Source organism: Micromonospora sp. AKA38, from assembly GCF_027925725.1.
Lineage (GTDB): Bacteria > Actinomycetota > Actinomycetes > Mycobacteriales > Micromonosporaceae > Micromonospora.
Map to the genome: position 1 here is coordinate 1913692 of NZ_BNEI01000005.1, position 24559 is coordinate 1938250.

General features: G+C 73.7%; 17 protein-coding genes and 1 riboswitch. Of the genes, 14 read left to right on the forward strand and 3 right to left on the reverse strand.

The features are described from left to right. The first annotated feature begins 25 nt into the window (after nt 1–25). The gene (locus TPA0908_RS25470) at nt 26–1264 is read left to right on the forward strand and encodes a sugar efflux transporter (RefSeq protein ID WP_281942007.1); all 1239 of its coding nucleotides are present in this window, start codon (nt 26–28) and stop codon (nt 1262–1264) included. Here the strand turns inward: TPA0908_RS25470 and TPA0908_RS25475 are convergent. Together TPA0908_RS25475 and TPA0908_RS25480 are read right to left on the reverse strand one after the other, a co-directional pair. Then, a complete protein-coding gene (locus TPA0908_RS25475) occupies nt 1216–1875 on the reverse strand; it encodes an SAM-dependent methyltransferase (protein WP_281942009.1) in 660 nt (219 codons plus the stop codon). The genes TPA0908_RS25470 and TPA0908_RS25475 overlap by 49 nt on opposite strands. A gap of 152 nt (nt 1876–2027) precedes the next feature. After that, nucleotides 2028–3080, reverse strand: coding sequence for a S1 family peptidase (locus TPA0908_RS25480; protein ID WP_281942011.1), 1053 nt, complete (start codon nt 3078–3080; stop codon nt 2028–2030). A 494-nt stretch (nt 3081–3574) separates the two neighbouring features. On the opposite strand from TPA0908_RS25480, the gene TPA0908_RS25485 reads away from it, so the two are divergent. From TPA0908_RS25485 to TPA0908_RS25520, 8 genes are all read left to right on the forward strand, one after another. Beyond that, complete coding sequence (locus tag TPA0908_RS25485) at nt 3575–3805, forward strand: DUF2188 domain-containing protein (RefSeq protein ID WP_089154306.1); 231 nt, start codon at nt 3575–3577, stop codon at nt 3803–3805. Between the two features lie 219 nt (nt 3806–4024). Continuing rightward, on the forward strand, nt 4025–9484 hold the full coding sequence (locus TPA0908_RS25490; RefSeq protein WP_281942014.1) for an ATP-binding protein: 5460 nt from the start codon (nt 4025–4027) through the stop codon (nt 9482–9484). A gap of 148 nt (nt 9485–9632) precedes the next feature. Then, the gene (locus TPA0908_RS25495) at nt 9633–10025 is read left to right on the forward strand and encodes an SCO5389 family protein (protein ID WP_281942016.1); all 393 of its coding nucleotides are present in this window, start codon (nt 9633–9635) and stop codon (nt 10023–10025) included. A 130-nt stretch (nt 10026–10155) separates the two neighbouring features. Next, entirely contained in the window at nt 10156–10740 is a 585-nt protein-coding gene (locus TPA0908_RS25500; RefSeq protein WP_281942018.1) for a copper chaperone PCu(A)C, read from the forward strand. After that, nucleotides 10737–11969 carry a Dyp-type peroxidase gene (locus tag TPA0908_RS25505; RefSeq protein ID WP_281942020.1) on the forward strand — a complete coding sequence of 411 codons (1233 nt, stop codon included), beginning with the start codon at nt 10737–10739 and terminating at the stop codon, nt 11967–11969. The genes TPA0908_RS25500 and TPA0908_RS25505 overlap by 4 nt, the downstream gene beginning before the upstream one ends. 26 nt (nt 11970–11995) lie before the next feature. Then, a complete protein-coding gene (locus tag TPA0908_RS25510; protein ID WP_281942022.1) occupies nt 11996–12547 on the forward strand; it encodes a copper resistance CopC family protein in 552 nt (183 codons plus the stop codon). Between the two features lie 238 nt (nt 12548–12785). Beyond that, nucleotides 12786–14732 carry a bifunctional copper resistance protein CopD/cytochrome c oxidase assembly protein gene (locus TPA0908_RS25515; RefSeq protein ID WP_281942023.1) on the forward strand — a complete coding sequence of 649 codons (1947 nt, stop codon included), beginning with the start codon at nt 12786–12788 and terminating at the stop codon, nt 14730–14732. Nucleotides 14733–14868: 136 nt separating this feature from the next. Next, nucleotides 14869–16317, forward strand: a complete 1449-nt coding sequence (locus tag TPA0908_RS25520; protein ID WP_281942025.1) for a PepSY-associated TM helix domain-containing protein — start codon at nt 14869–14871, stop codon at nt 16315–16317. 87 nt (nt 16318–16404) lie between these two features. Here the strand turns inward: TPA0908_RS25520 and TPA0908_RS25525 are convergent, their stop codons facing one another. Beyond that, nucleotides 16405–16986, reverse strand: a complete 582-nt coding sequence (locus tag TPA0908_RS25525) for a TetR/AcrR family transcriptional regulator (RefSeq protein ID WP_281942027.1) — start codon at nt 16984–16986, stop codon at nt 16405–16407. Nucleotides 16987–17054: 68 nt separating this feature from the next. Here TPA0908_RS25525 and TPA0908_RS25530 point away from each other — a divergent pair, with 68 nt between their 5' ends. The 5 genes from TPA0908_RS25530 to TPA0908_RS25550 all read left to right on the forward strand — a co-directional run bounded on the left by TPA0908_RS25530 (nt 17055) and on the right by TPA0908_RS25550 (nt 24519). Then, entirely contained in the window at nt 17055–18068 is a 1014-nt protein-coding gene (locus TPA0908_RS25530; RefSeq protein WP_281942029.1) for a hypothetical protein, read from the forward strand. 58 nt (nt 18069–18126) lie between these two features. Further along, on the forward strand, nt 18127–19350 hold the full coding sequence (locus TPA0908_RS25535) for a cytochrome P450 (RefSeq protein ID WP_281942030.1): 1224 nt from the start codon (nt 18127–18129) through the stop codon (nt 19348–19350). Nucleotides 19351–19441: 91 nt separating this feature from the next. After that, nucleotides 19442–20641, forward strand: coding sequence for an alpha/beta hydrolase family protein (locus tag TPA0908_RS25540; protein ID WP_281942032.1), 1200 nt, complete (start codon nt 19442–19444; stop codon nt 20639–20641). 146 nt (nt 20642–20787) lie between these two features. After that, a riboswitch (cobalamin riboswitch) is annotated at nt 20788–20996 on the forward strand. A 122-nt stretch (nt 20997–21118) separates the two neighbouring features. After that, nucleotides 21119–23500 (forward strand): ribonucleoside-diphosphate reductase subunit alpha, encoded by a 2382-nt coding sequence (locus TPA0908_RS25545; RefSeq protein WP_281942034.1) that lies wholly within the window; start codon nt 21119–21121, stop codon nt 23498–23500. A 23-nt stretch (nt 23501–23523) separates the two neighbouring features. Further along, nucleotides 23524–24519 carry a ribonucleotide-diphosphate reductase subunit beta gene (locus tag TPA0908_RS25550; protein ID WP_281942700.1) on the forward strand — a complete coding sequence of 332 codons (996 nt, stop codon included), beginning with the start codon at nt 23524–23526 and terminating at the stop codon, nt 24517–24519. The last annotated feature ends 40 nt before the right edge of the window (nt 24520–24559 follow it).

The following is a 24559-nucleotide window of genomic DNA, read 5'->3' on the forward strand; positions in this document are numbered from 1 at the left end:
ACCGGTAGGGCGTACCGTGCGCCGCATGGCTGTCGACACCAGGCCGGCGGTGCGCGCCGGCCGCTTCCGGCTGCTTCCGCTGGCCCTGCTGTTCCTGACCGTCGGCACCTCCGTCTCCGTGGTGATGCCCTTCCTGTCGCTGTTCCTGGACACCGAGGTGCGGGCCGATCCGGTGCGGGTCACCGTCTTCCTGGTCGTCACGCCGCTGTCCGGGGTGGCCGTGGCGGTGCTGGTGGGGCGGCTGTCGGACCGGTGGCCGATCCGGCGTCGGCTGCTGATCGGCGCGTCGCTGGCCGGGATGGTGGGCGCCGGCCTGATCGCGTTCGTCCGCGACTACTGGGTCCTGATGGTGCTGACCGCGACCGTCATGGCGCTGGCCAACTCGCTGTTCCCGCAGTCGTTCGCCTACACCCGCCAACTGCTCGACCGGGACAGTCCCGGGCGGGCCGCGCTCGGCGTCAGCGTGATGCGTACCATCTTCTCGCTGTCCTGGGTGGCCGGGCCGCCGCTGGCCGCGATCCTGCTCTCCGTCGGCGGCTTCCGGCTGGTCTACGGCGCGGCCGCGGTCATGTACGCGCTGGCCGCGCTGATCGCCGTGCTCCGGCTGGAGGAGCTGCCGGTGCCGCCGCGGCCGGCCCCGGACGAGCCGGCCGCCGGCCCGCCGGGCGCGTCGCGGTGGCGGTTGGCGCTGACGGTGGCCGCCTTCACCATGTTGCAGTGCCCGCTGACGCTCGGCGTGCAGGTGCTGCCGCTGTTCATCGGCCGGGTGCTGCGCGGCGACCCGGCGGACGCGGGCCTCGTGCTTGGCCTCTGCGCCGCACTGGAGATCCCGCTCATGCTGGGGCTGGGCGCGCTCACCGCGCGGGTCCGGCTCCGGCCGTTGATCCTGGTCGGGGCCGGCTGCGGCATCGCCTACTACGCGGTCGCCGCCGGGGCGACGAGCGTGCCGGTGCTGCTCCTCGCGCAGCCGGTCAACGCGCTGTTCATCGCCGCGGTCTCCGGGGTCGGCATCTCGTACGTGCAGGATCTGCTGCCCGGTCAGCCCGGCCGGGCCACCACGCTGTTCACCAACACGTTCCCGATCGGCGCGGTGCTCGCCGGCCCGCTGCTGGGGCTCTCCGCGCAGGTCGGCTTCCGCTGGGCGTACGCCATGGCGGCGACGTTGTGCGCGGCCGGCACGCTGGTGCTGCTGTTGACCCGGCCCGGGGCGGACGGTCAGCGGCGGTGGGCCAGGACCACGTGGTCGACCAGCTCTCCCGGGTGACCGTCCGGCCCGGTGGCGGTGCGGCGTGCCGCGCCGAGCCGCTCGATCCGCCAGCCGTCCGGGTCGAGGTCGATCGCGGCGAGGATCCGCTCCGGGCTGGCGAACCGCGGGTCGTCGGCGTCGAGCCCGGACCACGGCGGCGGCGCGCCGTGCTCGACGACGAGCAGCCGGCCGCCGGGCGCCACCGCCCCGGCCGCCCGGGGCAGCACCTGGTCCCGGGGCAGCACCAGCGGGGACTGGAAGAACTGCGCCGACACCAGGTCGAAGCGGCCGGCCGGGAAGTCCCGGGTCACGTCGTGCCGGGCGGTGGTGATCCGGTCCGCCACGCCGGCGCGCGCGGCCTCGACCGCGAGCCGCTCCAGCGCCACGGTCGAGATGTCCACGGCGGTGACGTGCCAGCCCCGGGTCGCCAGCCAGACCGCGTCGCCGCCCTCCCCGCTGCCCAGGTCGAGCACGGTGCCCGGGGGCAGGTCGGCGGCCACCTCGGCGAGCACCGGGTTGACCCGGCCGCTCCAGATCCGCTCCGCCTGTCCGTACCGCTCGTCCCAGAACCGGGCCGGGTCGGTGTCCGCCGGCGGGTCCTGGTGGTGCTGGTGGTGGTGCCCGGTCATGCCTGCCTCCTTCGCCGCCGGGCACGTCGGCGGCCCGGCTCCGCCATCGTGCGCGGGGGCCGGGCCGGCAGCAAGGATCCTTGCCGTTCCGGCAAAGGAGGCCGGAAGGGGCCGCCGGTTTCCCGACGACCCCTTCCCGTACGCGGACGTGCTCAGGCGATGCTCACGCCGTAGACGCTGAGCGCCTCGGTCACCGGCTGGAAGTAGGTGGTTCCGCCGGAGGAGCAGTCACCGTTGCCGCCGGAGGTCAGGCCGATGGCGCTGCTGCCGCTGAACAGCGAGCCGCCGCTGTCGCCCGGCTCGGCGCAGACGTTCGTGCGGATCAGGCCGGAGACGCTGCCCTCGGCGTAGTTCACCGTGGCGTCGAGCGCCTCGACCGTGCCGCCGTGCAGGCCGGTGGTGCTGCCGGAGCGCTGCACCGACTGCCCGACGAACGCGTCGGCCGCGCCGGTGATGGCCTGCGTGCTGCCGTTGTAGAGCGAGACGCTGCTCTCGGCCGCGCCGGCGTTCGTGTGCTGCACGATGCCGTAGTCGTTGCCGGGGAAGCTGCCGGTGCCACCGGTGCCGAGCTGGCTGCTCTGCCCGGAGTCGGCGTACCAGTTGGCGGCGATCGCGGTGCAGTGCCCGGCGGTCAGGAAGTAGTAGGTGCTGCCGCTGCGCACGTTGAAGCCGAGCGAGCAGCGTCCGCCGCCCTGGGCGTAGATGGCCTCGCCGCCGGCCGTCCGGGTGCCGAGCGTGCCGGCCTCGCGCTCGATCCGGATCGTGCCGTCGAGTTGCTTCGCGACGGCCTTGACCCGGTCCAGCTTCGCGCCGGTGACGGTGCTGTCGACCGAGACGACCACCTGGTTGGTCGCCGGGTCGGTCCACCAGGCGGTGCCCGGGATGCGGGCGGACTTGTCGAGCGCCGAGGTGGCGCGGGCGAGGTCGTCCGCGCCCCGGGTGACGAGCTTCGGGGTGGCGCCGGCCGCGCGGACCTTCTGGGCGGCGGCGGCGTCGGTCACCGTGACGACCATGGCGCCGGCGGCGTCGGCGTACGTCCCGGCGGAGCGGTCGCCGAGTGCGGCGGCGAGCGCGGTGGCCTTCTCGGGGGTGGCGGACGTCTCGGGTGCGGCGTTTGCGGGAGCGCCGGCCAGTGAGCCGACGATCAGCGCGCCGGCCACGGTGAGGGCGGTGGCGGTACGCCGCGATGACCCGGAGAGTCGCATATGGATACCTCCTGGAGCTGAGCACGGGCGGCCTTTCGGCAGCCCCGGGCAGCCGTTCGGCCGGTGAGGCTCGGCCGATCGGGCTTCGTCGAAGTTGTCACACGTTTGTCATTGATGGCAAGAGTTCCGCTTGCGTCGACTGGCCCCGATCTCAGCACTTGGGTCGGGTAGGACCGATCGACGGCGACTCGGGCGGTTGGCGGCATTCACGCGCGTCCTTACTGGTCAGTAACACGCTCCGCACCACCCCCGCCGACCCCCCGGCGCGGCTCCCCGACCAGATACCGGGACGAGATCGAAACCCACAAAATCGCGCCGCCCCGGCGCGCCCATCCACCCACCCGACGCCTGTTTCACGGAAAGAGTGGCTGTTGCCACCGGAATGGCCACTCTTTCCGTGAATCTGCGCGCGGTGGGAGGGGGCGGAAGGATTAGGGGGGCGGGGGTGGGGGCAGACATTCGTCATCGACCACGGATCCGAGGGGGCTGACGACATGGCGAAGGGTGACATCGACACCTACCAGCAGGACGGGCAGTGGAAGAACCGTCCGGAGGGCAACGAGCGCGCCAGCAGCCGGCACGACACGAAGGCCGAGGCGGAGGCCGCCGGCCGGGAGATGGCGGCCGAGCGCGGCACCGAGCACGTGATCAAGAAGCAGGACGGCACGATCGGAGAGAAGAACACCTACCCGCGCAGCCGCGACCCGCGCGAGATCCCGGGCTGAACCGCCCACGTCACCGCTGGACAGCGCCGGACCCGCTCGGGGACGGCGCTGTCCAGCGTATTGGCATAAAAACTTTTGTGTGGTTCCTACAACGGTCGCCGCTCAGGGTTCGGCGATTACGACATGGCGCGGCCCGCCGGCAGACGGAAGGGTGAGGCAAGCCGGGGGCACCGCCGCCACCCGGCGCAACACCGTGGGTCTACCGAAGGGGACGGTCACGTGTTCACCCGTGTCGCCATCGTCAACCGTGGTGAGGCCGCCATGCGGCTCATCCACGCGGTCCGGGAACTGGCCGCGGAGACCGGCAGCCGGATCGAGACCGTCGCGCTGTACACCGACGTCGACCGCACCGCCACCTTCGTCCGCGAGGCGGACGTCGCGTACGACCTCGGGCCCGCGTCCGCCCGCCCGTACCTCGACCTCAAGGCGCTGGAACGCGCGCTGGTGGAGACCCGCGCGGACGCCGCGTGGGTGGGTTGGGGTTTCGTGGCCGAGGACCCGGCCTTCGCCGAGCTGTGCGAGAAGGTCGGTGTCACGTTCGTCGGGCCGAGCGCGGACGCGATGCGCAAGCTCGGCGACAAGATCGGCGCCAAGCTGATCGCCGAGGAGGTCGGCGTGCCGGTCGCGCCGTGGAGCCGCGGCGCGGTGGAGAGCCTGGAGGCGGCGGTGGCCGCGGCGGCGCAGATCGGCTACCCGCTGATGCTGAAGGCGACCGCCGGCGGCGGCGGGCGCGGCATCCGGGTGGTCCGCAGCGACGCGGAGCTGGCCGACGCGTACGAGCGCACCAGCCAGGAGGCGGCCCGGGCGTTCGGCAGCGGCGTGGTGTTCCTGGAGCGCCTGGTCACCGGCGCCCGCCACGTCGAGGTGCAGGTGATCGCGGACGGGCAGGGCACCGCGTGGGCGCTCGGCGTCCGGGACTGCTCGGTGCAGCGGCGCAACCAGAAGGTGATCGAGGAGTCGGCCTCGCCGCTGCTCGACGCGGCGCAGGTCGCCGAGCTGAAGACGTCGGCGGAACGGCTGGCGGTCGCGGTCGGCTACCGCGGCGCGGCCACGGTGGAGTTCCTCTACCACCCCGGCGACCGGCTCTTCGCCTTCCTGGAGGTGAACACCCGGCTCCAGGTCGAACACCCGATCACCGAGTCGACCACCGGCTTCGACCTGGTCAAGGCGCAGCTGCACGTGGCCGGCGGGGGCCGGCTCACCGGCGCCCCGCCGGCCGAGCGCGGGCACGCCATCGAGGCGCGACTCAACGCGGAGGACCCGGACCGGGACTTCGCCCCCTCCCCCGGGCGGATCACCCGCCTGGACCTCCCGGCCGGCCCCGGCATCCGGGTGGACACCGGAGTCAGCGAAGGCGACACCATCCCCGCCGACTTCGACTCCATGATCGCCAAGATCATCGCGTACGGCCGGGACCGGGACGAGGCGCTCGGCCGGCTGCGCCGCGCCATGGCGGACACCACCGTGGTCATCGAGGGCGGGGCGACCAACAAGAGCTTCGTGCTCGACCTGCTCGACCAGCCCGAGGTGATCGACGCCAGCGCGGACACCGGCTGGATCGACCGGGTCCGCGGCGAGGGCCGGCTGGTCGGGCACCGGCACTCCGCGGTGGCGCTGGCCGCCGCCGCGATCGAGGCGTACGAGGAGGACGAGAGCGCCGAGCGGCAGCGGCTGCTCTCCACCGCGGCCGGCGGCCGGCCCCAGGTGCAGCACCGCAGCGGCCGGCCGCTGGACCTGAAGCTGCGCGGCGCGAGCTACCGGATGCGGGTGGCCCGGGTCGGCGCGCACCGGTTCCGGGTCGGCATCGAGGCCGGCGGCGACGCGCTTACCGCCGACGTCGAACTGGACCGCTTCGACCGGCACACCGGGCAGATCGCCGTCAACGGCGTCCGCTACCGCCTGCTCACCGGCACCCACGGGCCGGTCCACCTGGTCGAGGTGGACGGCGTCACGCACCGGATCAGCCGCGACGAGGGCGGCGTGCTGCGCTCCCCGATGCCGGCGCTCGTCGTCGCCACGCCGCTGGAGGTCGGCGCGGAGGTCGAGGCCGGCGCGCCGGTGCTGGTGCTGGAGGCGATGAAGATGGAGACGGTGCTGCGGGCGCCGTTCCGGGCCCGCCTGAAGGAGTGCGCCGTCGCGGTCGGCACCCAGGTGGAGGCCGGCGCGCCGCTGCTGCGCCTGGAGCCGGTCGCCGAGGAGGGCGCCGAGGCCGCCGCCCCGGCCGAGGCGGCCGTGGAGCTGGATCTGCCGGACCCGCCCGCGGACGTCCCGGCGCGGACCCGGGTCGAGCGTGGCCAGGAGGACCTGCGCGGGCTGCTGCTCGGCTTCGACGTGGACCCGCACGACGAGCGCCGCGTCCTCGACGACTACCTCGACGCGCGCCGGGCGGCCACCGAGGCCGGGCACCGGCCACTGGCCGAGGAGTTGGAACTTGTCGACGTCTTCGCCGACCTGGCCGAGCTGAGCCGCAACCGGCCGGGCGGGGACGACGGTCCCGGCGGGCACCTGCACAGCGCCCGCGAGCACTTCCACATCTACCTCCAGAGCCTCGACGTGGAGCGGGCCGGTTCGCCGGAGGCGTTCCGGGCCCGGCTGGCCAAGGCGCTCGGTCACTACGGCGTGCGCGAGCTGGACCGCTCCCCCGCGCTCGAGGCCGCGGTGTTCCGGATCTTCCTGGCCCAGCAGCGGGCCACCGTCGACGCCGCCGTGATCGCCGCGCTGCTCCGCTCCTGGCTGCGGGAGCTGCCGCCGGACGAGGCACTGCGCGAGCCCGCCGGCCTCGCGTTGGAGCGGCTGATCGCGGCCACCCAGGTCCGCTTCCCGGTCGTCGCGGACCTGGCCCGGGGCGTGGTGTTCGCCTGGTTCGCCCAGCCGCTGCTGCGCCGCAACCGGGCCCGGGTGTACGCGCGGGTCCGGTCGCACCTGCGTCACCTCGACCGCCAGCCGGACGCGCCGGACCGCGACGAGCGGGTCGCCGAGATGGTCCGCAGCACCGAGCCGCTGGTCCGGCTGCTCGGTCAGCGGCTGGTCCGGGACAACCTGGACAACGCGACCATGCTGGAGGTGCTGACCCGCCGCTACTACGGCAACAAGGCGCTCACCGGCGTCCGCACCCGTACGGCCGGGGGTTGCGTGTTCGTGGTGGCCGACCGCGCCGAGTCGAGCGTGGTGTCGGCCGCGGTGCGGTTCGACGCGCTCGGCGACGCGCTGCGCGGGCTGGCCGAGGTCGCCGCGGACTGCGCGGCCGTCGACGCGGACGTCTACCTGGCCTGGGAGAACCAGCCCGAGGAGTTCGACGCCACCGCCGCCGCGCTGCTCGACGTGATCAACGCGCATCCGCTGCCGGACCGGGTGCGCCGGCTCACCACCACGGTGGCCGGGCGCGGCGGCGCGGTGATGCACCACCACTTCACGTTCCGTCCGGACGGCACCGCGATGGTCGAGGAGCGGCTGATCCGGGGCCTGCACCCGTACATCGCGCAGCGGATGCAGTTGGAGCGGCTGCACCGGTTCGACCTGACCCGGCTGCCGTCGCTGGACGAGGAGGTCTACCTCTTCCAGGCGGTCGCCCAGGAGAACCCGACGGACCAGCGGCTCGTCGCGTTCGCCCAGGTCCGGGACCTGACCGAGCTGCGCGAGCAGGACGGCCGGCTGGTGGCGCTGCCGACCACCGAGGACGCGGTCACCGCCTGCATCGACTCGATCCGTCGGGCGCAGTCCCGGCGACCGTCGAAGGTCCGGTTCCCGACCAACCGGATCGTCATCTACGTCTGGCCGCCGAGCGAGCTGACCCGCGAGGAGATGGAGCGGATCGCGGCCCGGGTGCGCCCGACCACGGTCGGCGCGGATCTGGAGGAGATCCTGTTCATCGGGCGGCAGCGGGACCGCCGCACCGGGGAGCTGACCAAGGTCGGCGTGCGGATCGCGTTCGACGTCACCGGGCAGGCCCGGCTCTCCGTCGGGGAGCCGCCGACCGAGCCGGTCGAGCCGCTCGACGACTACCGGCTCAAGGTGCTGCGGGCGGCCAGCCGCAACACGGTCTACCCGTACGAGCTGACCGGGCTGCTCGGCGAGTTCACCGAGCACGACCTGGACGCCGAGCACACGCTGGTGCCGGTGGACCGGCCGAAGGGGCGCAACACCGCCGCGATCGTGGCCGGCGTGGTCCGTACGCCGACGCCACGGCACCCGGACGGGGTGACGCGGGTGGTGCTGCTGGGCGACCCGACCAAGTCGCTCGGCGCGCTCTCCGAGCCGGAGTGCCGGCGGGTGATCGCCGCGCTGGACCTGGCGCAGCGGATGGGCGTGCCGCTGGAGTGGTACGCGCTCTCCGCCGGTGCCCGGATCTCGATGACCTCGGGCACCGAGAACATGGACTGGGTGGCCGCCGCGCTCAAGCGGATCGTCGAGTTCACCCAGGACGGCGGCGAGATCAACATCGTGGTGGCGGGCATCACCGTCGGCGCCCAGCCGTACTGGAACGCCGAGGCGACGATGCTCATGCACACCAAGGGTGTGCTGGTGATGACGCCGGACTCGGCGATGGTGCTGACCGGCAAGCAGTCGCTGGACTTCTCCGGCGGCGTGTCCGCCGAGGACAACTTCGGCATCGGCGGCTACGACCGGGTGATGGGCCCGAACGGGCAGGCGCAGTACTGGGCGCCTAACCTGCCGGCCGCGCACGAGGTGCTGATGGCGCACTACGACCACACGTACGTGGCGCCGGGTGAGGACGCGCCGCGCCGGGCCACCACCACCGACCCGGTGGACCGGGACGTGTCGACGTTCCCGCACACGGTGGCCGGCAGCGACTTCACCACGGTCGGGGAGATCTTCTCCGCCACCGCGAACCCGGACCGGAAGAAGCCGTTCGACATCCGTACCGTGATGCGGGCCCTCGCGGACCAGGACCACCCGGTGCTGGAGCGGTGGGCGGGCATGGCCGACGCGGAGACCGCGGTGGTGCAGGACGTGCACCTCGGCGGCATCCCGGTGTGCCTGCTCGGCATCGAGTCCCGGTCGGTGCCCCGGCACGGTTTCCCGCCCACCGACGGCCCGGACACCTACACCGCCGGCACGCTGTTCCCCCGGTCGTCGAAGAAGGCCGCGCGGGCGATCAACGCGGCCAGCGGCAACCGGCCCCTCGTCGTGCTGGCCAACCTGTCCGGCTTCGACGGCTCGCCGGAGTCGATGCGCAAGCTGCAACTGGAGTACGGCGCGGAGATCGGCCGGGCGATCGTGAACTTCCGCGGCCCGATCGTGTTCTGCGTGATCTCGCGCTACCACGGCGGCGCGTTCGTGGTGTTCTCCAAGGCGCTCAACCCGGCCATGACGGTGCTGGCGATCGAGGGCTCGTTCGCCTCGGTGCTCGGTGGCGCGCCGGCCGCCGCCGTGGTCTTCGCCGGCGAGGTCGCCGCGCGCACCGCCGCCGATCCGCGGGTACGCGAGCTGGAGAGCCGGGTCGGGGCCGCCACCGGCACCGAGCGCGCGACGCTCACCGGGGAGCTGGACGAGCTGCGGTCGTCGGTGCGGGCCGAGAAGCTGGGCGAGGTGGCCACCGAGTTCGACCGGGTGCACAGCATCCAGCGTGCCGTCGAGGTCGGTTCCGTGGACGCGGTGATCCGCGCCGCCGAGCTGCGGCCCCGGATCATCGAGGCGATCGAGGCGCGCCTGGGCTGACCCCACGACGCGTCGACGGCGGCGGACGGGCCACGGGGCCCGTCCGCCGCTTCGCGTGTGGCGGTGCTTGACCGGTGGTGACCCGCCGTGATGTGCTCACCACATCATCTTAATGGAAACGATTGTCGTTTCCGGAAGTGGAGGAGACATGTCGCTCACCGTGCCGCCCGCCCTGCTCCGCGCCGCCGAGTCCGGCCCCGTCGACGAGGAGGCGTTCGTCGCCTGCGTCCGCGACTCCCTGCCGTACGCCTGGGAGACCGTCAGCCGGGTGGTCGCCGACCTGGCGACGTCCGACGCCGACTTCACCGACAACGTCGTCCCGCCGCCGGGCGAGACCGAGCGCGGGCAACTGCTGCGCGCGCTGGCCAGCGACGCGATCCGCGCCGGCCTGGAGCGTCACTTCGGGGTGCGGCTGGCGTTCCAGAACTGTCACCGGGTGGCCGCGTTCCGGCCGTCCGCCGCCGGCTCCGACGCGTACCGCCGGTTCACCTCCAGCCGCGGCCAACTGCTGAACCAGTCCCCGACGCTGCGCAACTGCTGAGCCGCGCGCGGCGAGCCGGCATGCCCTGCCGGCTCGCCGCCGGCCGACGTGACCGGTCACACCGGCCGGAACTATCTCCCCCGGCGTCCCGACCAACGGTTCGAACACCGATCGTCGAGGGGACACTGTCATGCCCAGCACCACCATCGACCGGCTTCGACGCCCGGCGGCCCTGATCGGCGCGACCCTGCTGGCCGTGACTGTCGCCGCCTGCGGCTCCGCCGACGGCTCGACGACGGCCGCGCCGTCGGCCTCGGTGACCACTTCCGCGAGCGCGGCGGCCGGGGTGCTCGGCGTCAGCGACCCGTGGGTGAAGGCCGCCGACAAGGGCATGACCGCCGCGTTCGGCACCCTGGTCAACGACGGCGACGCGGACGTGACGATCACCAGGGCGACCACCGAGGTCTCCCCGATGGAGCTGCACGAGATGACCATGAAGGACGGGAAGATGGTCATGCAGCCCAAGGCGGGCGGCATCGTGGTCAAGGCGCACTCCCGCACCACGCTGGAGCCCGGCGGCGACCACCTGATGCTGATGAACATCGCCAAGCCCGTGAAGGCCGGCGACGAACTCAGCTTCACACTCACCTTCACCGACGGCCGCACCCAGACGTTCACCGCCGTCGCGAAGCCGTTCACCGGCGCCCAGGAGTCCTATGCCCCGGGCCACGGCGACTCCCCAATGCCGGAGATGAGCATGAGCCCGACCTCATGACGGAGGATGACGCCACGGGCCGTGCGGTGAGTCGGCGTGGCCTGCTCACCGGCGGCGCGCTCACCGTCGGGGGCGCGCTGGCCGGCGGCGCCGCGACCGCCGCCGCCCGTCCCGCCGACCCGGGGATACGCCGCGACCAGCCGGTACCGGTGGCGCAGCTCGGCAGCGCGGTCGAGCCTTTCCACGGCGCGCGGCAGTCCGGGGTGACCACCGAGCCGCAGGCGCACGCCGCGTTCGTCGCGCTCACCCTGAAACCAGGCATCGACCGGGCCGCGCTCGGCCGGATGCTGCGCCTGCTCTCCGACGACGCCGCCCGGCTCACCCAGGGTCGGCCGTCGCTGGCCGACACGGAGCCGGAACTCGGCCTGCTGCCCGCCCGGCTGACCGTCACGTTCGGCTTCGGCCCCGGCCTCTACGCCGCCGCCGGGCGCACCGACCGCCGCCCGGCCTCGGTGGCCGACCTGCCCGCCTTCCGCATCGACCGGCTGCAACCCCGCTGGACCGGCGGGGACCTGCTGCTGCAGATCTGCGCCGACGACCCGCTCACCGTCGCCCACGCCCAGCGCGTCCTGGTCAAGGACAGCCGACCGTTCGCCACCGTCCGCTGGGTGCAGCAGGGCTTCCGGCGGGCCGCCGGCGCCGAACCGGGACGCACCCAACGCAACCTGTTCGGCCAGCTCGACGGCACCGCCAACCCGAAACCCGGCGCCCCCGCGGACACCGCCGTGTGGGTCACCGACGGGCCGGCCTGGCTGCGCGACTCCACCACCCTCGTGGTGCGGCGGATCAGCATGAACCTGGAGACCTGGGACCTGCTCGGCCGCACCGACCGGGAGATCGCGGTGGGTCGACGACTGGACACCGGCGCGCCGCTGACCGGCACCGCCGAGCATGACGAGCCGGACTTCGCCGCCCTCGGACCGGATGGGCTCACCGTCATCCCCGACTTCTCCCACCTGACCCGCGCCCACATCACCGACGACCGGCTCAAGCTCCTGCGCCGGCCCTACAACTACGACGGCGTACCGACCGCCGAGGGGCACGCCGACAGCGGCCTCGTCTTCGCCGCGTACCAGGCCGACATCACCCGCCAGTTCCTGCCCATCCAGCGCCGCCTCGCCGAACGGGACCTGCTCAACGAGTGGACCACCCCGATCGGCTCCGCCGTGTTCGCCGTACCACCCGGCTGCCCCGACGGCGGCTGGCTCGGCCAGCAGGTGCTGGACTGACCACCACCAGGAAGGCTCCTACCCTGATGCGCACCCGATCCGCCGCCGTCGTGGCCCTGGTGATCGCCGCGCTGCTGCTGCCCGCCACGCCGGCCTCGGCGCACAACGCGCTCCAGACGGCCACGCCGGCCCCGGACGCCCGACTCACCACCGCGCCGGCCTCGGTCACGCTGCGCTTCCTCCAGCGACTCAACCCGGAGTTCACCACCATCGTCCTCAGCGACGCCGACCGACGGAAGATCCCCACCGGCGCACCCGCCGTCGACGGCACCACCGGCACGATCACCGTCGACCAGGCGCTGCCCGACGGCACCTACACCGTCGCCTACCGGGTGGTCTCCGCCGACGGTCACCCCGTGCAGGGCTCGTACCGGTTCACCGTCGCCGACCCGACCGCCGGGTCGACCGCACCCGACGCGGCCGGCACGCCCCGCGGCGACACCGCGGCGAGCCCGGTGGCCATCACCGGCGGCGCCGACGACGGCCCGCCGATGGCGCTCCTGGCCGGCGGGGCGGTCGCCGGCCTGTCCGTGTTGTGCGCGTTCGCGCTGCTGATGCGGCGCCGCCGCGCCTCCTGAGTCACCGGCCGGAGCCGTCCCGGCACCCCGATTCGAAACCAGGTTCCGCACCGTGCACCAGCCCACGTCGCCCTCGTCCCACCACCGGTCCGATCCCGCCGTGGCCGTCCCGGCCGCGACGGGCGTCGCCGCGTCCGCAGCCGGCCCAGCGGCGACCGCCGACGCGCCCGGGGCCAGCCGTCCCGGGGCCGGAGCCGGACCGCTGGGAGATGGTCCGCATGGCTGGCTCGTCGGGCTGGTGGCGGCCGGTTCGGCGGTGGCCGTGCTGCTGCTCGCGCTGCGGGCCGGTGGCGCGCTCGCCGCCGCGATCCCCGGCCTGCCCGATCCCGGCCCGGTGACCACCTGGGCGCTACCGGCGGTACGGCTGTCAGTCGACGGGCTGGCCACGCTCACCGTCGGCTTCGCGGTGACCGCCGCGTTCCTGCTGCCCGGCGACGGCACAAGCGTCTCCGCGCACGGCTGGTTGCTGCTGCGCCGCGCCGGCCTGGCCGCGGCCGGCTGGGCCGTGGCCGCCCTGACGCTGCTGGTGCTCACCGTGTCCGACCTTCTCGGCGTGCCGCTCGACCGGCTCGGCGCGGTGAGCGTGGTCAGCTTCGGCGTCGACATCACGCAGGGGCGGTCGTTGCTGGTGCAGGCCGGACTGGCGGCGGTCGTGGCGGTGGCGGCCCGGGTCGGCGTGTCCCGTCGCACGGCCGCGGTCGCCGCCGGGTTGGCGCTGGTCGGTCTGCTCCCTCCGGCGCTGACCGGCCACGCCGCCGGCGCGGGCAACCACCAGATCGCGGTGTCCAGCCTCGCGCTGCACGTGCTCGCCGCCGCGCTGTGGGCCGGCGGCCTGGCCGCGCTCCTGACCGTCCGCCGCAGCCGGCACCTGCCCGGCGCCGCCGGGCGCTACAGCCGGCTCGCCCTCGCCTGCTTCGTCGCCGTCACGGTCAGCGGCCTGGCCAACGCCGCGGTCCGCCTCGGCGCGGTGGACCAGCTCTGGCAGTCCCGGTACGGGTGGCTGGTGCTCGGCAAGCTGGCCGCGCTCGTGCTGCTCGGCCTGCTCGGCGCCGCCCACCGCACGCGCACCCTGCCGGACCTCAGCGCCGGGCGGCGCGGTGCGTTCGCTCGGCTCGCCGCCGGGGAACTGGTGGTCTTCGCCGCCACGGTCGGCCTGGCCGTGGCGCTGTCACGCAGCCCGACCCCGGTTGCCGAACCAGTCGACGCCGACCCGGTGACCGAGGTGCTCGGCTTCCCGATGCCGGCCGCGCCCACCGCGGCACACCTGCTCGGGCAGCCGCTGCCCGACCTGTTCCTCCTGACCGTGACCGTGGTCGGTGTCGGCGGCTACCTGGCCGGGGTGCGCCGGCTGCGCCGGGGCGGGCACCACTGGCCGGTGGCCCGCACCGCGAGCTGGGTCGGCGGGCTGCTGGTGCTGGCCGCCGCCACCGGCCTCGGCTTCGCCCGCTACGCCTACGTGCTGTTCAGCGCGCACATGGCGCAGCACATGGTGCTGTCCATGGTGGTGCCGATCCTGCTGGTCGGCGGCGCCCCGGTCACGCTCGCGCTGCGGGCGCTGCGCCGTCCGACCGAACCAGGCGTACGCGGCGCCCGGGAGTGGCTGCTGCGCGCCCTGCACAGCCGGGCCACCCGGCTGCTCACGAACCCGCTGGTGGCGCTCGGCAGCTACACCGCCGGCCTGTTCGGGCTCTACTTCAGCGACCTGCTCGGCACGCTGATGCGGTCCCACCTCGGGCACCTGGCCATGCTGGGGCACTTCGTGGTCTCCGGCTACCTGCTGTTCTGGGTGCTCGTCGGCACCGATCCGGGCCGACCCCGGCTCCCCCACCCGATCCTGGTGCTCATCCACCTGGCCTCGATGATGGCGCACGGCTTCTTCGGGCTCGCGCTGATGCAGACCACCACCGTCATCGCCCCGGACTGGTACCTCGGTGTGCACCCCGGCTGGGCCGCATCACCACTGGAGGACCAGAGGCTGGGCGCCGGCATCGCCTGGGCGTTCGGCGAGATTCCGGCCGCCGTCGTCATGGTCCTGCTGGTCCGGCAGTGGATCCGAGCCGACCAGCGCGAGCAGCGCCGCCTCGACCGGGCCGCGGACCGGGCCGAGGCCACCGGGGAGGACGACGACCTGGCCCGCTACAACGCGTTCCTCGCCGCCGCCGCACGCGAGCCCGACCGGAACTGATCGGCACATCGGCGGGAACTTCCGCGCGACCCGGCCCGACCATCCACCCGGGAGGCGGCAACCGCGCACCACGGCACGGCTCGACGGGCAGCGGGCCGGCCATTCCCCGTTCCTCGTTCCGATCGGAGTTGCCCACGTGTCCGTGACCGAACTGCCCGGCGACCGCGCGCCGGCTTCCCCCACCGCGCCGGCCGACCCGGCCCGGCCGGCGCGTCGGCCCACGCCGCTGACCGCGCTGCTGACCCGCCTGCACTTCTACGCCGGCATCCTCGTCGCGCCGTTCCTGCTGGTCGCCGCGCTCACCGGGCTGGCCTACACGCTCACCCCGCAGCTCGACGACGCGCTCTACGGCGACAAGCTCACCGTCTCCACCGTCGGCGAGCAGCCCCGACCGCTCGCCGAGCAGATCGCCGCCGCCCGTGCTGCGCACCCCGACGGCACGCTCACCGGGGTGCAGCCCGGCGACGGCGACCGGACGACCCGGGTGGTGTTCGCCCGCGACGACCTCGGCGACCGGCAGCACACCGTCTACGTCGACCCGTACACCGCCCGGGTGTCCGGGCAGCTGACCACCTGGTTCGGCTCGACGCCGGCCACCACCTGGCTGGACGACCTGCACCGTAACCTGCACCTGGGCGATGTCGGCCGGCACTACTCGGAGATCGCGGCGAGCTGGCTGTGGGTGCTGGCGCTGGGCGGCGTGGTGCTGTGGTGGCGTCGGCGCGCCGCCGGCCGGGCCCGCGTCCGGCACCTGCTGGTACCCGATCTGTCCGCCGGTCGGGGCGTGCGGCGCACCCGGGGCTGGCACGCCACGACCGGCGTCTGGCTCTCCGTCGGCCTGCTGTTCCTCTCCGCCACCGGCCTGACCTGGTCGCGCTACGCCGGGGCGAACTTCGGCGCCGGCCTGGACGCGCTGCGCGCCGGTGCCCCCGCGATCTCCACCGCACTCGCCGGCCCGCCACCGGCCGCCGGTGGCGGACACCAGCACGGCGGGTCGTCCGTCGCCCCGGCGGCGGACCCGGCGACCTACGACCGGGTGCTGGGCAGTGCCCGCGCCGCCGGCCTGTCCGGGCCGGTCGCGATCACCCCCGCGGCTGAGGACGGCACCGCGTGGACGGTCGCGCAGACCGACGACGTGTGGCCGGTCGGGTACGACCGGGTCGCCGTCGACCCGGTCGCCGGCACGGTCACCGCCCGCAGCGACTTCGCCGACTGGCCGGTCCTGGCGAAGCTCAGCAAACTCGGCATCCAGGCCCACATGGGCCGGCTCTTCGGACCGGTCAACCAGGCCCTGCTCGCCGCGCTCGCGCTCGGTCTGCTCTGCGTCGTCGTCTGGGGGTACCGGATGTGGTGGCAGCGCCGCCCCACCCGCACCGACCGCCGGACCCCGCTGGGCGCGCCGCCGACCCGTGGGGCGGTACGCGGGGTGCGCCGGGGGGTGCTGCTGGTCGGGGTGCCGGTGGTGGTGGCGCTCGGCTGGGCGCTGCCCTGGTTCGGCGGCCCGTTGCTCGGCTTCCTCGTGCTCGACGGCGTGCTCGGGCTGCTCCGCCGGAAGCGCCCGGCCCCGGTGCCGAGCGGGTCCTGAGGCCGCGCGACCGCCGATCCGCGAACCGTCCGGCGGGCCGGTGCCACTGCCGGTCCAGCCGGGGCCGCCGTGCGGGTCGGCGCCGGGTCAGCCGTGGCCGCGCACCAGGGGCAGGAACACCTCGTCCACGATCTCGACAAGCACCTCGTCGGGGACCGAGGGGATGCCGCGCATCGCGTACTCGGCGCGGAGCAGCATCATCGGCGCCGTCGCCACCCGGGGCCGGGCGGCCGCCGCCGGCGCCTCGCCCCGGGCCGCGGCCCGCTCCAGCATCCCGAGCCACGCGCGGTCCATGGTGTCCGCACCGGACCGCTCCCGCATCAGGGTGAGCAGCTCCGGGTCGTCGGCCGCGGCGGCGAGCAGGCCGCGCAGGATCGTCCCGTGCGGCGAGGACCACGTCTCGTTGGCCCGCCGGAGCATCTCCAGCGCGTCGCCGCGCAACGTTCCGGTGTCCGGGTTCGGCATGGCGGCGTCGGACAGGTGGCGGTACGCCGCGATGCCCAGCGCCGCCCGGTGCGGCCACCGGCGGTAGATGGCGTTCTTGTTGGTGCCGGCACGGGCGGCGACCCGGTCCATCGTCATCCCCGAATATCCGGATTCGCGCAGCTCCGCCGCGGCGGCGTGCAGGATCGCCCGTTCCAGTTCCTCGCCCCGGCGCCTCGTGCCCATGGCTTGCAGGGTACTCGACGTACCCTGTAGGGTACGCGGCGTACCTTACGAACGGGGAGGAACGCGAGATGCGCGTCTTCGGCATGAACTACGACACCGGCTTCGTGAGCGCCGGGTCCACCACCCACGAACCCTTCGACCCGGCGACCGTACGGCGCGACCTGCGGGTCATCCGGGACGAGCTGCACTGCGACGCGGTGCGGATCACCGGCGGCGTCCAGGACCGGCTGGAGCTGACCGCGCGCCTGGCGGCCGAGACGGGGCTGGAGGTGTGGTACTGCCCGTTCACCAACGGCCTGGACCGCGCCGGGCTCATGGCGTTCCTGCTCGACGGCGCCGAACGGGCCGAGCGGCTGCGACGCGAGGGCGCCTCGGTCGTCTACCTCACCGGCTCCGAGATCTCCATGTTCACCGAGGGCTTCCTGCCCGGCCGCGACCTGACCGAGCGCCTGACGCTGTTCACCGATCCGATGCGGATGCGGGAGGCGGTCCCGGTCGCGCGGGCCGCGGTGCGCGACTTCTTCGCCGACGCGGTTCCCGCGGTGCGCGAGCGGTTCGGTGGCCCGGTCGGATACGCCTCGATCCCCCTCGAAGGCGTCGACTGGACTCCGTTCGACATCATCGCCAGCGACGCCGGCTACCGCGACGCCACGAACGCGGCAGCGTTTCCGCAGAGCCTCGCGGCGGCGGTCGGCCAGGGCAAGCCGTACGCCGCCACGGAGTTCGGCTGCTGCACGTATCGGGGCGCCGCCGACGTCGCGGGCGCGACGGAACCGGTGACCTACGACGAGCACGGCCGGGCGGAGAAGCTCACCGCGACGCTGGAGCGCGACGAGGAGGGCCAGGCCCGCTACCTCGTCGACCTGCTGCGCGACTACGAGGCGGGCGGGGTGGAGGCGGCGTTCGTCTACACGTTCGCGAACCGGCACCTGCCCACCACCGGGGACCCGGAGCACGACTACGACCTGGCGGCCCGGGGCATCGTGCGCGTGCTGCCGGACGGCTCGTGGACACCCAAGGCCGCCTTCCACGCCCTCGCCGAGTACGGCCGCGCCCGCGCGTCGAGCCGGTCGGCCGGCTAGGCGTCCGACCCCGACGGCGGGGCCCCCGCCGTCGGGACCGAGCTGGCACTGTGGACGGATGACGGACACCGACGCCCGCCGGCCCCACCCCTTCTACCAGGACGCCGACGGCGTCAACCGGCCGCCCGGCCCGCGCAAGCACCCCGACTACGCCCGGTTCGCCGCCGGCTCTCCGGTGGTGCCGATCGTGCGCCGGGTCCGCGGCGAGCCGGTTCCGGCGCTGCTGATCTGCCGGTACGCCGACGTACGCGAGGTGCTGCGCCGGCAGGACGTCTTCTCCCGGGCCGCCGCCGCGTACGCCGACGAGGTCGACGTGTCCGGCACCATGCTCGGCATGGACGGGGCCGAGCATGCCCGGGTGCGCGGCACCGTGAAGGACGCGTTCACCCGACCGGCCGTCGACGGGCTGCGCGACGCGGTCCGCACCGCGGCGCAGGAGCGGCTCACCGCCATGGTGGGCCGGGGCGCACCGGCGGACCTGGTCCGCGACTTCGCCGTCCCGTTCGCGCTGGACGTGATCTGCGACCTGCTCGGCCTGCCGGCCGACGACCGGATGCGGTTCCGCCGGTGGGGCGACATGTTCCTCGGCGCCGGCGACCTGAGCCGCGAGGAGGCGGCCCGGTCCGCCGAGGAGATGGGCGGCTACCTGTGGGAGCAACTCGAACAGCGACGCCGCCGACCCGGCGACGACCTGCTCGGCCGGATCGCGACCGCCGCCGCCGACCAGCCGGTGGACGTCCAGATCAAGCTGCCGATCTCACTCGTGGTGGGTGGCTGGGAGACCACGGCCAGCTCGATCGCCACGTTCTTCCACGTGCTCCAGACCGAGCCGTACGGGCCGGCCGGCACCGGTTGGGCGTACCTTGTCGCGCACCCCGAGCGGCTGGACGGCGCGGTCGCCGAGCTGGAGCGGCTGCACTCCACCGCCAACGGCGACGAGATGCCGCGGCGGGTGATGACGGACGTGACGCTGCCCAGCGGCGCCCGACTGGCGGCGGGCGACATCGTGGTCCCCTCGCACGACGCCGCCAACCGCGACCCGGCGGTGTTCCCGGACCCGGAGCGGATGGACTTCGACCGCGCGCCCACCCCGCACCTGTCCTTCGGGCACGGCGCGCACTACTGCATCGGGGCCCACCTGGGCGCGCTGGAGGTCCGCACCGCGCTCGCCCTGCTGCTGCGGGAGCTGCCCGGCCTGCGCCTCGCGGTGCCGCCGGACGAGGTGCCGTGGAAGCCGGGCCATGCCATCCTCGGCCCGGTCGGGCTGCCGGTCACCTGGTAGGCGCGGCACCCGGCCGTGGACCGGGGCACGCACTTGCATCTATACACTCGGTATATATACTGAGTGAATAAGCTGCCGAGGAGGATCACTGATGACCGAGACATCCGTCCCCGAACACGGCATGACCCGCCGCACCCTGGTCCGGGCCGCGTTGGCGGTGGGAGCCGGCGCGTCGATCGGCGTCGCCGGCGGCACGCCGGCGGCCACGGCCCAACCGGGGCCGGCCCGGCTCACACTGCCCACACCGACCGGACCCCACCCGGTCGGCACCGTTGCGCTGCACCTGGTCGACCGGTCACAACCGGACCCCCTCGCCGGGCCGGGACGGTATCGAGAGCTGATGGTCAACGTCTGGTATCCCGCCCGGGACGTGTGGCGGCACCCGCGCGCCCCGTGGATGACCGCCGCGTCACTCCGCGCGCTGCTGGGGTCCACCGGGTTCGATCCCGACGCGGTGCGGGCGCCGCTGACGGCCGGACACGAGGGCGCGCCGGTGCGACGTGCCGCCCGTCGGCTGCCGGTGGTGGTCTACTCGCACGGCGCGGGCAGCCACCGCTCGGACACCACCATCGCGGTCCAGGAACTCGCCAGCCACGGATACGCGGTGGTCACCGTGGACCACACGTACGACGGGCCCGTCGAGTTCCCGGACGGCCGGGTGACCGTGCGGGAGGACGCGTACGACTCGACGCCCTGGACCTACACACGGGACGTTCGGTTCGTGCTGGACCAGATCGGCGTCCTCGCCGCCGGGGGCAACCCCGACGTCGACCGCCGGCCGCTCCCGGTCGGGCTGGGCGCGGCGCTGGACCCGCACCGGATCGGCATGTTCGGCTGGTCGAAGGGGGGCACCGCGACCGCGCTCACCATGGGCACCGACCCGCGGGTACGCGCCGGACTGAGCTTCGACGGGCCGATGCTGTCACAGCCGCGGCCCACCATCGACCTGGACCGGCCGTTCATGCTGATGACGGCGGAGTACACGCGCGTCACCGAGCCCGCCGTCGCCGAGTTCTGGTCGCACCTGCGCGGCTGGCGGCTCAACGTTCAGGCCGCCGGCGCGCTCCACCAGTCGTACGGCGACAACCAGTGGCTGGTGCCGCAACTGGCGCGGGTGATCGGGATGAGCGACGAGGAGCTCACCGGCTGGATCGGCACCCTCGACCCCGCCCGCGCGGTACGCATCCAACAGGCGTACCCGTTGGCCTTCTTCGACAGGCACCTGCGGCACCGGGGTCACCTGCTGCGCGGCCCGAGCCGCTCCTTCCCCGAGGTGTCGTTCGTGGCCTGAGCCGATCGGTGGGCGGCGGTGTTAAGCGGGGCCCCCTCCTCTACCGGAGGCGTTAACAAGGGGCCCCGCCTTCACCTCCAGCGGTGAGACGCAGCCGACACGCCCGACGCGACATCTGGTGTTGCCCACCGGCCATCGCCGCCATATATGGTGTCCCCGCAGCTGGTTCGGCCGCGCCTGAACGGCGCGGCCGAGGCAAGAGGGAACCCGGTGGAAGTCCGGGACTGCCCCGCAGCGGTGAGTGGGAACGACCGCCGTCATCAGCACTGGGCCACCGGCCTGGGAAGCGACGGCCAGTAGGCGACCTCGTGTCACGCCCGCGAGTCCGAAGACCTGCCAGCGCGCCGTGCGCTGCCGCGCGCGGCGGTCGAAGGTCGCGCGGGACGACCGACGCCAGCAGCCGGGCCGGTCCTGCGTGCCGTGCCCGTTGGCGTTCTCCCGCCGGCCGAGACCATCGGTGACAGCGAGGGAGAGGTCATGACGGTCGTGCGGGAGAGTCAGCGGTCCGGTGCCACCGGGCCGGAGCAGCGCCGGCTGGCGATGCGGGTCCGCAAGCGGGACGGCGACACCGAACCGGTCGACGTCAACCGGATCGTCCGGGCGGTCGAGCGCTGGGTCGCCGACCTGGACGAGGTCGATCCGCTGCGGGTCGCCACCAGGACCATCAGCGGGCTCTACGACGGGGCGAGCACCGCGGAGCTGGACCGGTTGTCGATCCGGACCGCGGCGGAGCTGATCGGCGAGGAGCCGCAATATTCCAGGTTGGCGGCCCGGCTGCTGGCCGCGTACGTGGCCGAGGAGGTCCGCGGGCAGCAGGTGACGCGCTTCAGCGAGTCGATCGGGTACGCGCACGGGCTGGGGCTGATCGGTGACGACACCGCCGCGTTCGTGGCCCGCCACGCCGGTGAGCTGGACGACGCCGTGGACCCGGCCGGTGACCTGCGGTTCGAGTACTTCGGACTGCGGACCGTGGCGGACCGTTACCTGCTGCGGCACCCGGAGTCGCGGCTGGTGGTGGAGACGCCGCAGTACTGGCTGTTGCGGGTGGCCTGCGGGCTGTCGCACACCCCCGCCGAGGCGGTCGGTCTCTACCGGCTGATGTCCAGCCTGGCCTACCTGCCCAGCTCCCCCACGCTGTTCAACTCGGGCACCCGGCACACCCAGATGTCGTCGTGCTTCCTGGTGGACTCGCCCCGCGACGAGCTGGACTCCATCTACGAGCGCTACCACCAGGTGGCGAAGCTGTCGAAGTTCTCCGGCGGCATCGGCATCTCCTGGTCCCGGGTGCGCGGCCGGGGCGCGCTGATCCGGGGCACGAACGGGCGGTCGAACGGCATCGTGCCGTTCCTCAAGACGCTCGACGCCGGGGTGGCGGCGGTGAACCAGGGCGGCCGGCGCAAGGGCGCGGCCTGCGTCTACCTGGAGCCGTGGCACCCGGACGTGGAGGAGTTCCTGGAGCTGCGGGACAACACCGGCGAGGAGTCCCGGCGGACCCACAACCTCAACCTGGCCAACTGGATCCCGGACGAGTTCATGCGCCGGGTCGAGGCGGACGAGGACTGGTCGCTGATCGACCCGTCCGACGCGCCGGAACTGCCCGACCTGTACGGCGAGGCGTTCGACGCCGCGTACCGGGCGGCCGAGAAGAAGGCGGTCCGCACGGTCCGGGCCCGTGACCTGTACGGGCGGATGATGCGCACGCTCGCGCAGACCGGCAACGGGTGGATGACGTTCAAGGACGCCGCGAACCGGCTGTCCAACCAGACCGGCGAGCCGGGCAACGTGATCCACCTGTCCAACCTGTGCACCGAGATCCTGGAGGTCAACGACGACGCCGAGACCGCGGTGTGCAACCTCGGTTCGGTGAACCTCGGCGCGCACGTCACCGCCGACGGGGTCGACTGGGAGAAGCTGCGGGCCACGGTGCGTACCGCGGTGGTGTTCCTGGACCGGGTGATCGACATCAACTACTACCCGGCCGCGCAGGCGGCGGCGTCGAATCCGCGCTGGCGGCCGGTCGGGCTGGGACTGATGGGCCTCCAGGACGCGTTGTTCACGCTGCGCCTGCCGTTCGACTCACCGGCGGCGCGGGAGCTGTCCACCCGGGTGCAGGAGGAGATCCTGCTGACCGCGTTGGAGACCTCCGCCGGGCTGGCCGAGCGGTTCGGGCCGCATCCCGCGTACCCGCGGACCCGGGCCGCGAAGGGCGACCTGCACCCGGACCTGTGGGGCGCGACGCCGACCCAGGTCGACAGGTGGGCGGCGTTGCGGGCGCGGATCGCCGCGTACGGGCTGCGCAACTCGCTGCTGGTGGCCATCGCGCCGACGGCCACCATCGCCTCGATCGCCGGCTGCTACGAGTGCGTCGAGCCGCAGGTGTCGAACCTGTTCAAACGGGAGACCATGTCCGGCGAGTTCCTCCAGGTCAACACGTACCTGGTGCGGGAGCTGAAGGCGCGTGGCCTGTGGACGCCGCAGGTCCGCGACCGGATCAAGCGGGCCGAGGGCTCGGTGCAGGGCATCACCGAGCTGCCCGCCGAGGTGCGGGAACTGTTCCGGACCGCGTGGGAGCTGCCGCAGCGGGCGCTGATCGACCTGGCCGCCGCGCGGGCGCCCTACGTCGACCAGTCGCAGTCGCTGAACCTGTTCCTGAGCGCGCCGACCATCGGCAAGCTCTCCTCGATGTACCGGTACGCCTGGCGGGCCGGGCTGAAGACCACGTACTACCTGCGGTCGCGTCCGGCGACCCGGATCCAGCAGGCCACCGTGGCCCCGGTGCTCACCCCGGTGCCCGCCCGCGACGACGAGGCGCTCGCCTGCTCCCTGGAGAACCCCGAGAGCTGCGAGGCCTGCCAGTGACCACCGTGCCCGAGAACCGCCCGATGCTGCTCGACCCGGGCATGGACCTGACCCTGCGGCCGATGCGCTACCCGCACTTCTTCGACCGGTTCCGCGACGCCATCCGCAACACCTGGACCGTCGAGGAGGTGGACCTGCACGCCGACCTGGCCGACCTGGAGCGGCTCTCGCCGGCCGAACGGCACCTGGTGTCCCGGCTGGTCGCGTTCTTCGCCACCGGCGACACCATCGTCGCCAACAACCTGGTGCTCAACCTCTACCAGCACGTCAACTCGCCGGAGGGGCGGCTCTACCTGTCACGCCAGCTCTTCGAGGAGGCGGTGCACGTCCAGTTCTACCTGAACCTGCTGGACACGTACGTGCCGGACGAGCGGGAGCGGTTCGCCGCGTTCGCGGCGGTGGAAAACATCCCGTCGATCGCCCGCAAGGCGGAGTTCTGCTTCCGCTGGATCGACTCGATCCACGAGCTGCGGGAGCTGCGCACCCGGTCCGACCGGCGGGCGTTCCTGCTCAACCTCATCTGCTTCGCCGCGTGCATCGAAGGGCTGTTCTTCTACGGCGCGTTCGCCTACGTCTACTTCCTGCGGTCCCGGGGGTTGCTCAACGGGTTGGCCTCCGGCACCAACTGGGTGTTCCGGGACGAGTCGATGCACATGGCGTTCGCGTTCGACGTGGTGGAGACCGTCCGCGCCGAGGAGCCGGAGCTGTTCGACGCCGAGCTGGAGCAGCAGGTCCGGGACATGCTCGCCGAGGCGGTGGAGTGCGAGGCGCAGTTCGCCGAGGACCTGCTCGACCAGGGCGTCTCCGGGATGTCGCCGGCCGACATGCGGCAGTACCTGCAACACGTGGCGGACCGGCGGCTGGCGGCGCTGGGCCTCGCGCCGAGGTACGGCAGCGGCAACCCGTTCGCGTTCATGGAGTTGCAGGACGTGCAGGAGCTGTCGAACTTCTTCGAGCGGCGGGTGTCGGCGTACCAGGTCGGGGTGACCGGCAGCGTCACGTTCGACGACGACTTCTGACCCCGCGTCCCCGTCCCGGCCGCCGTTCACGGCCGGGACG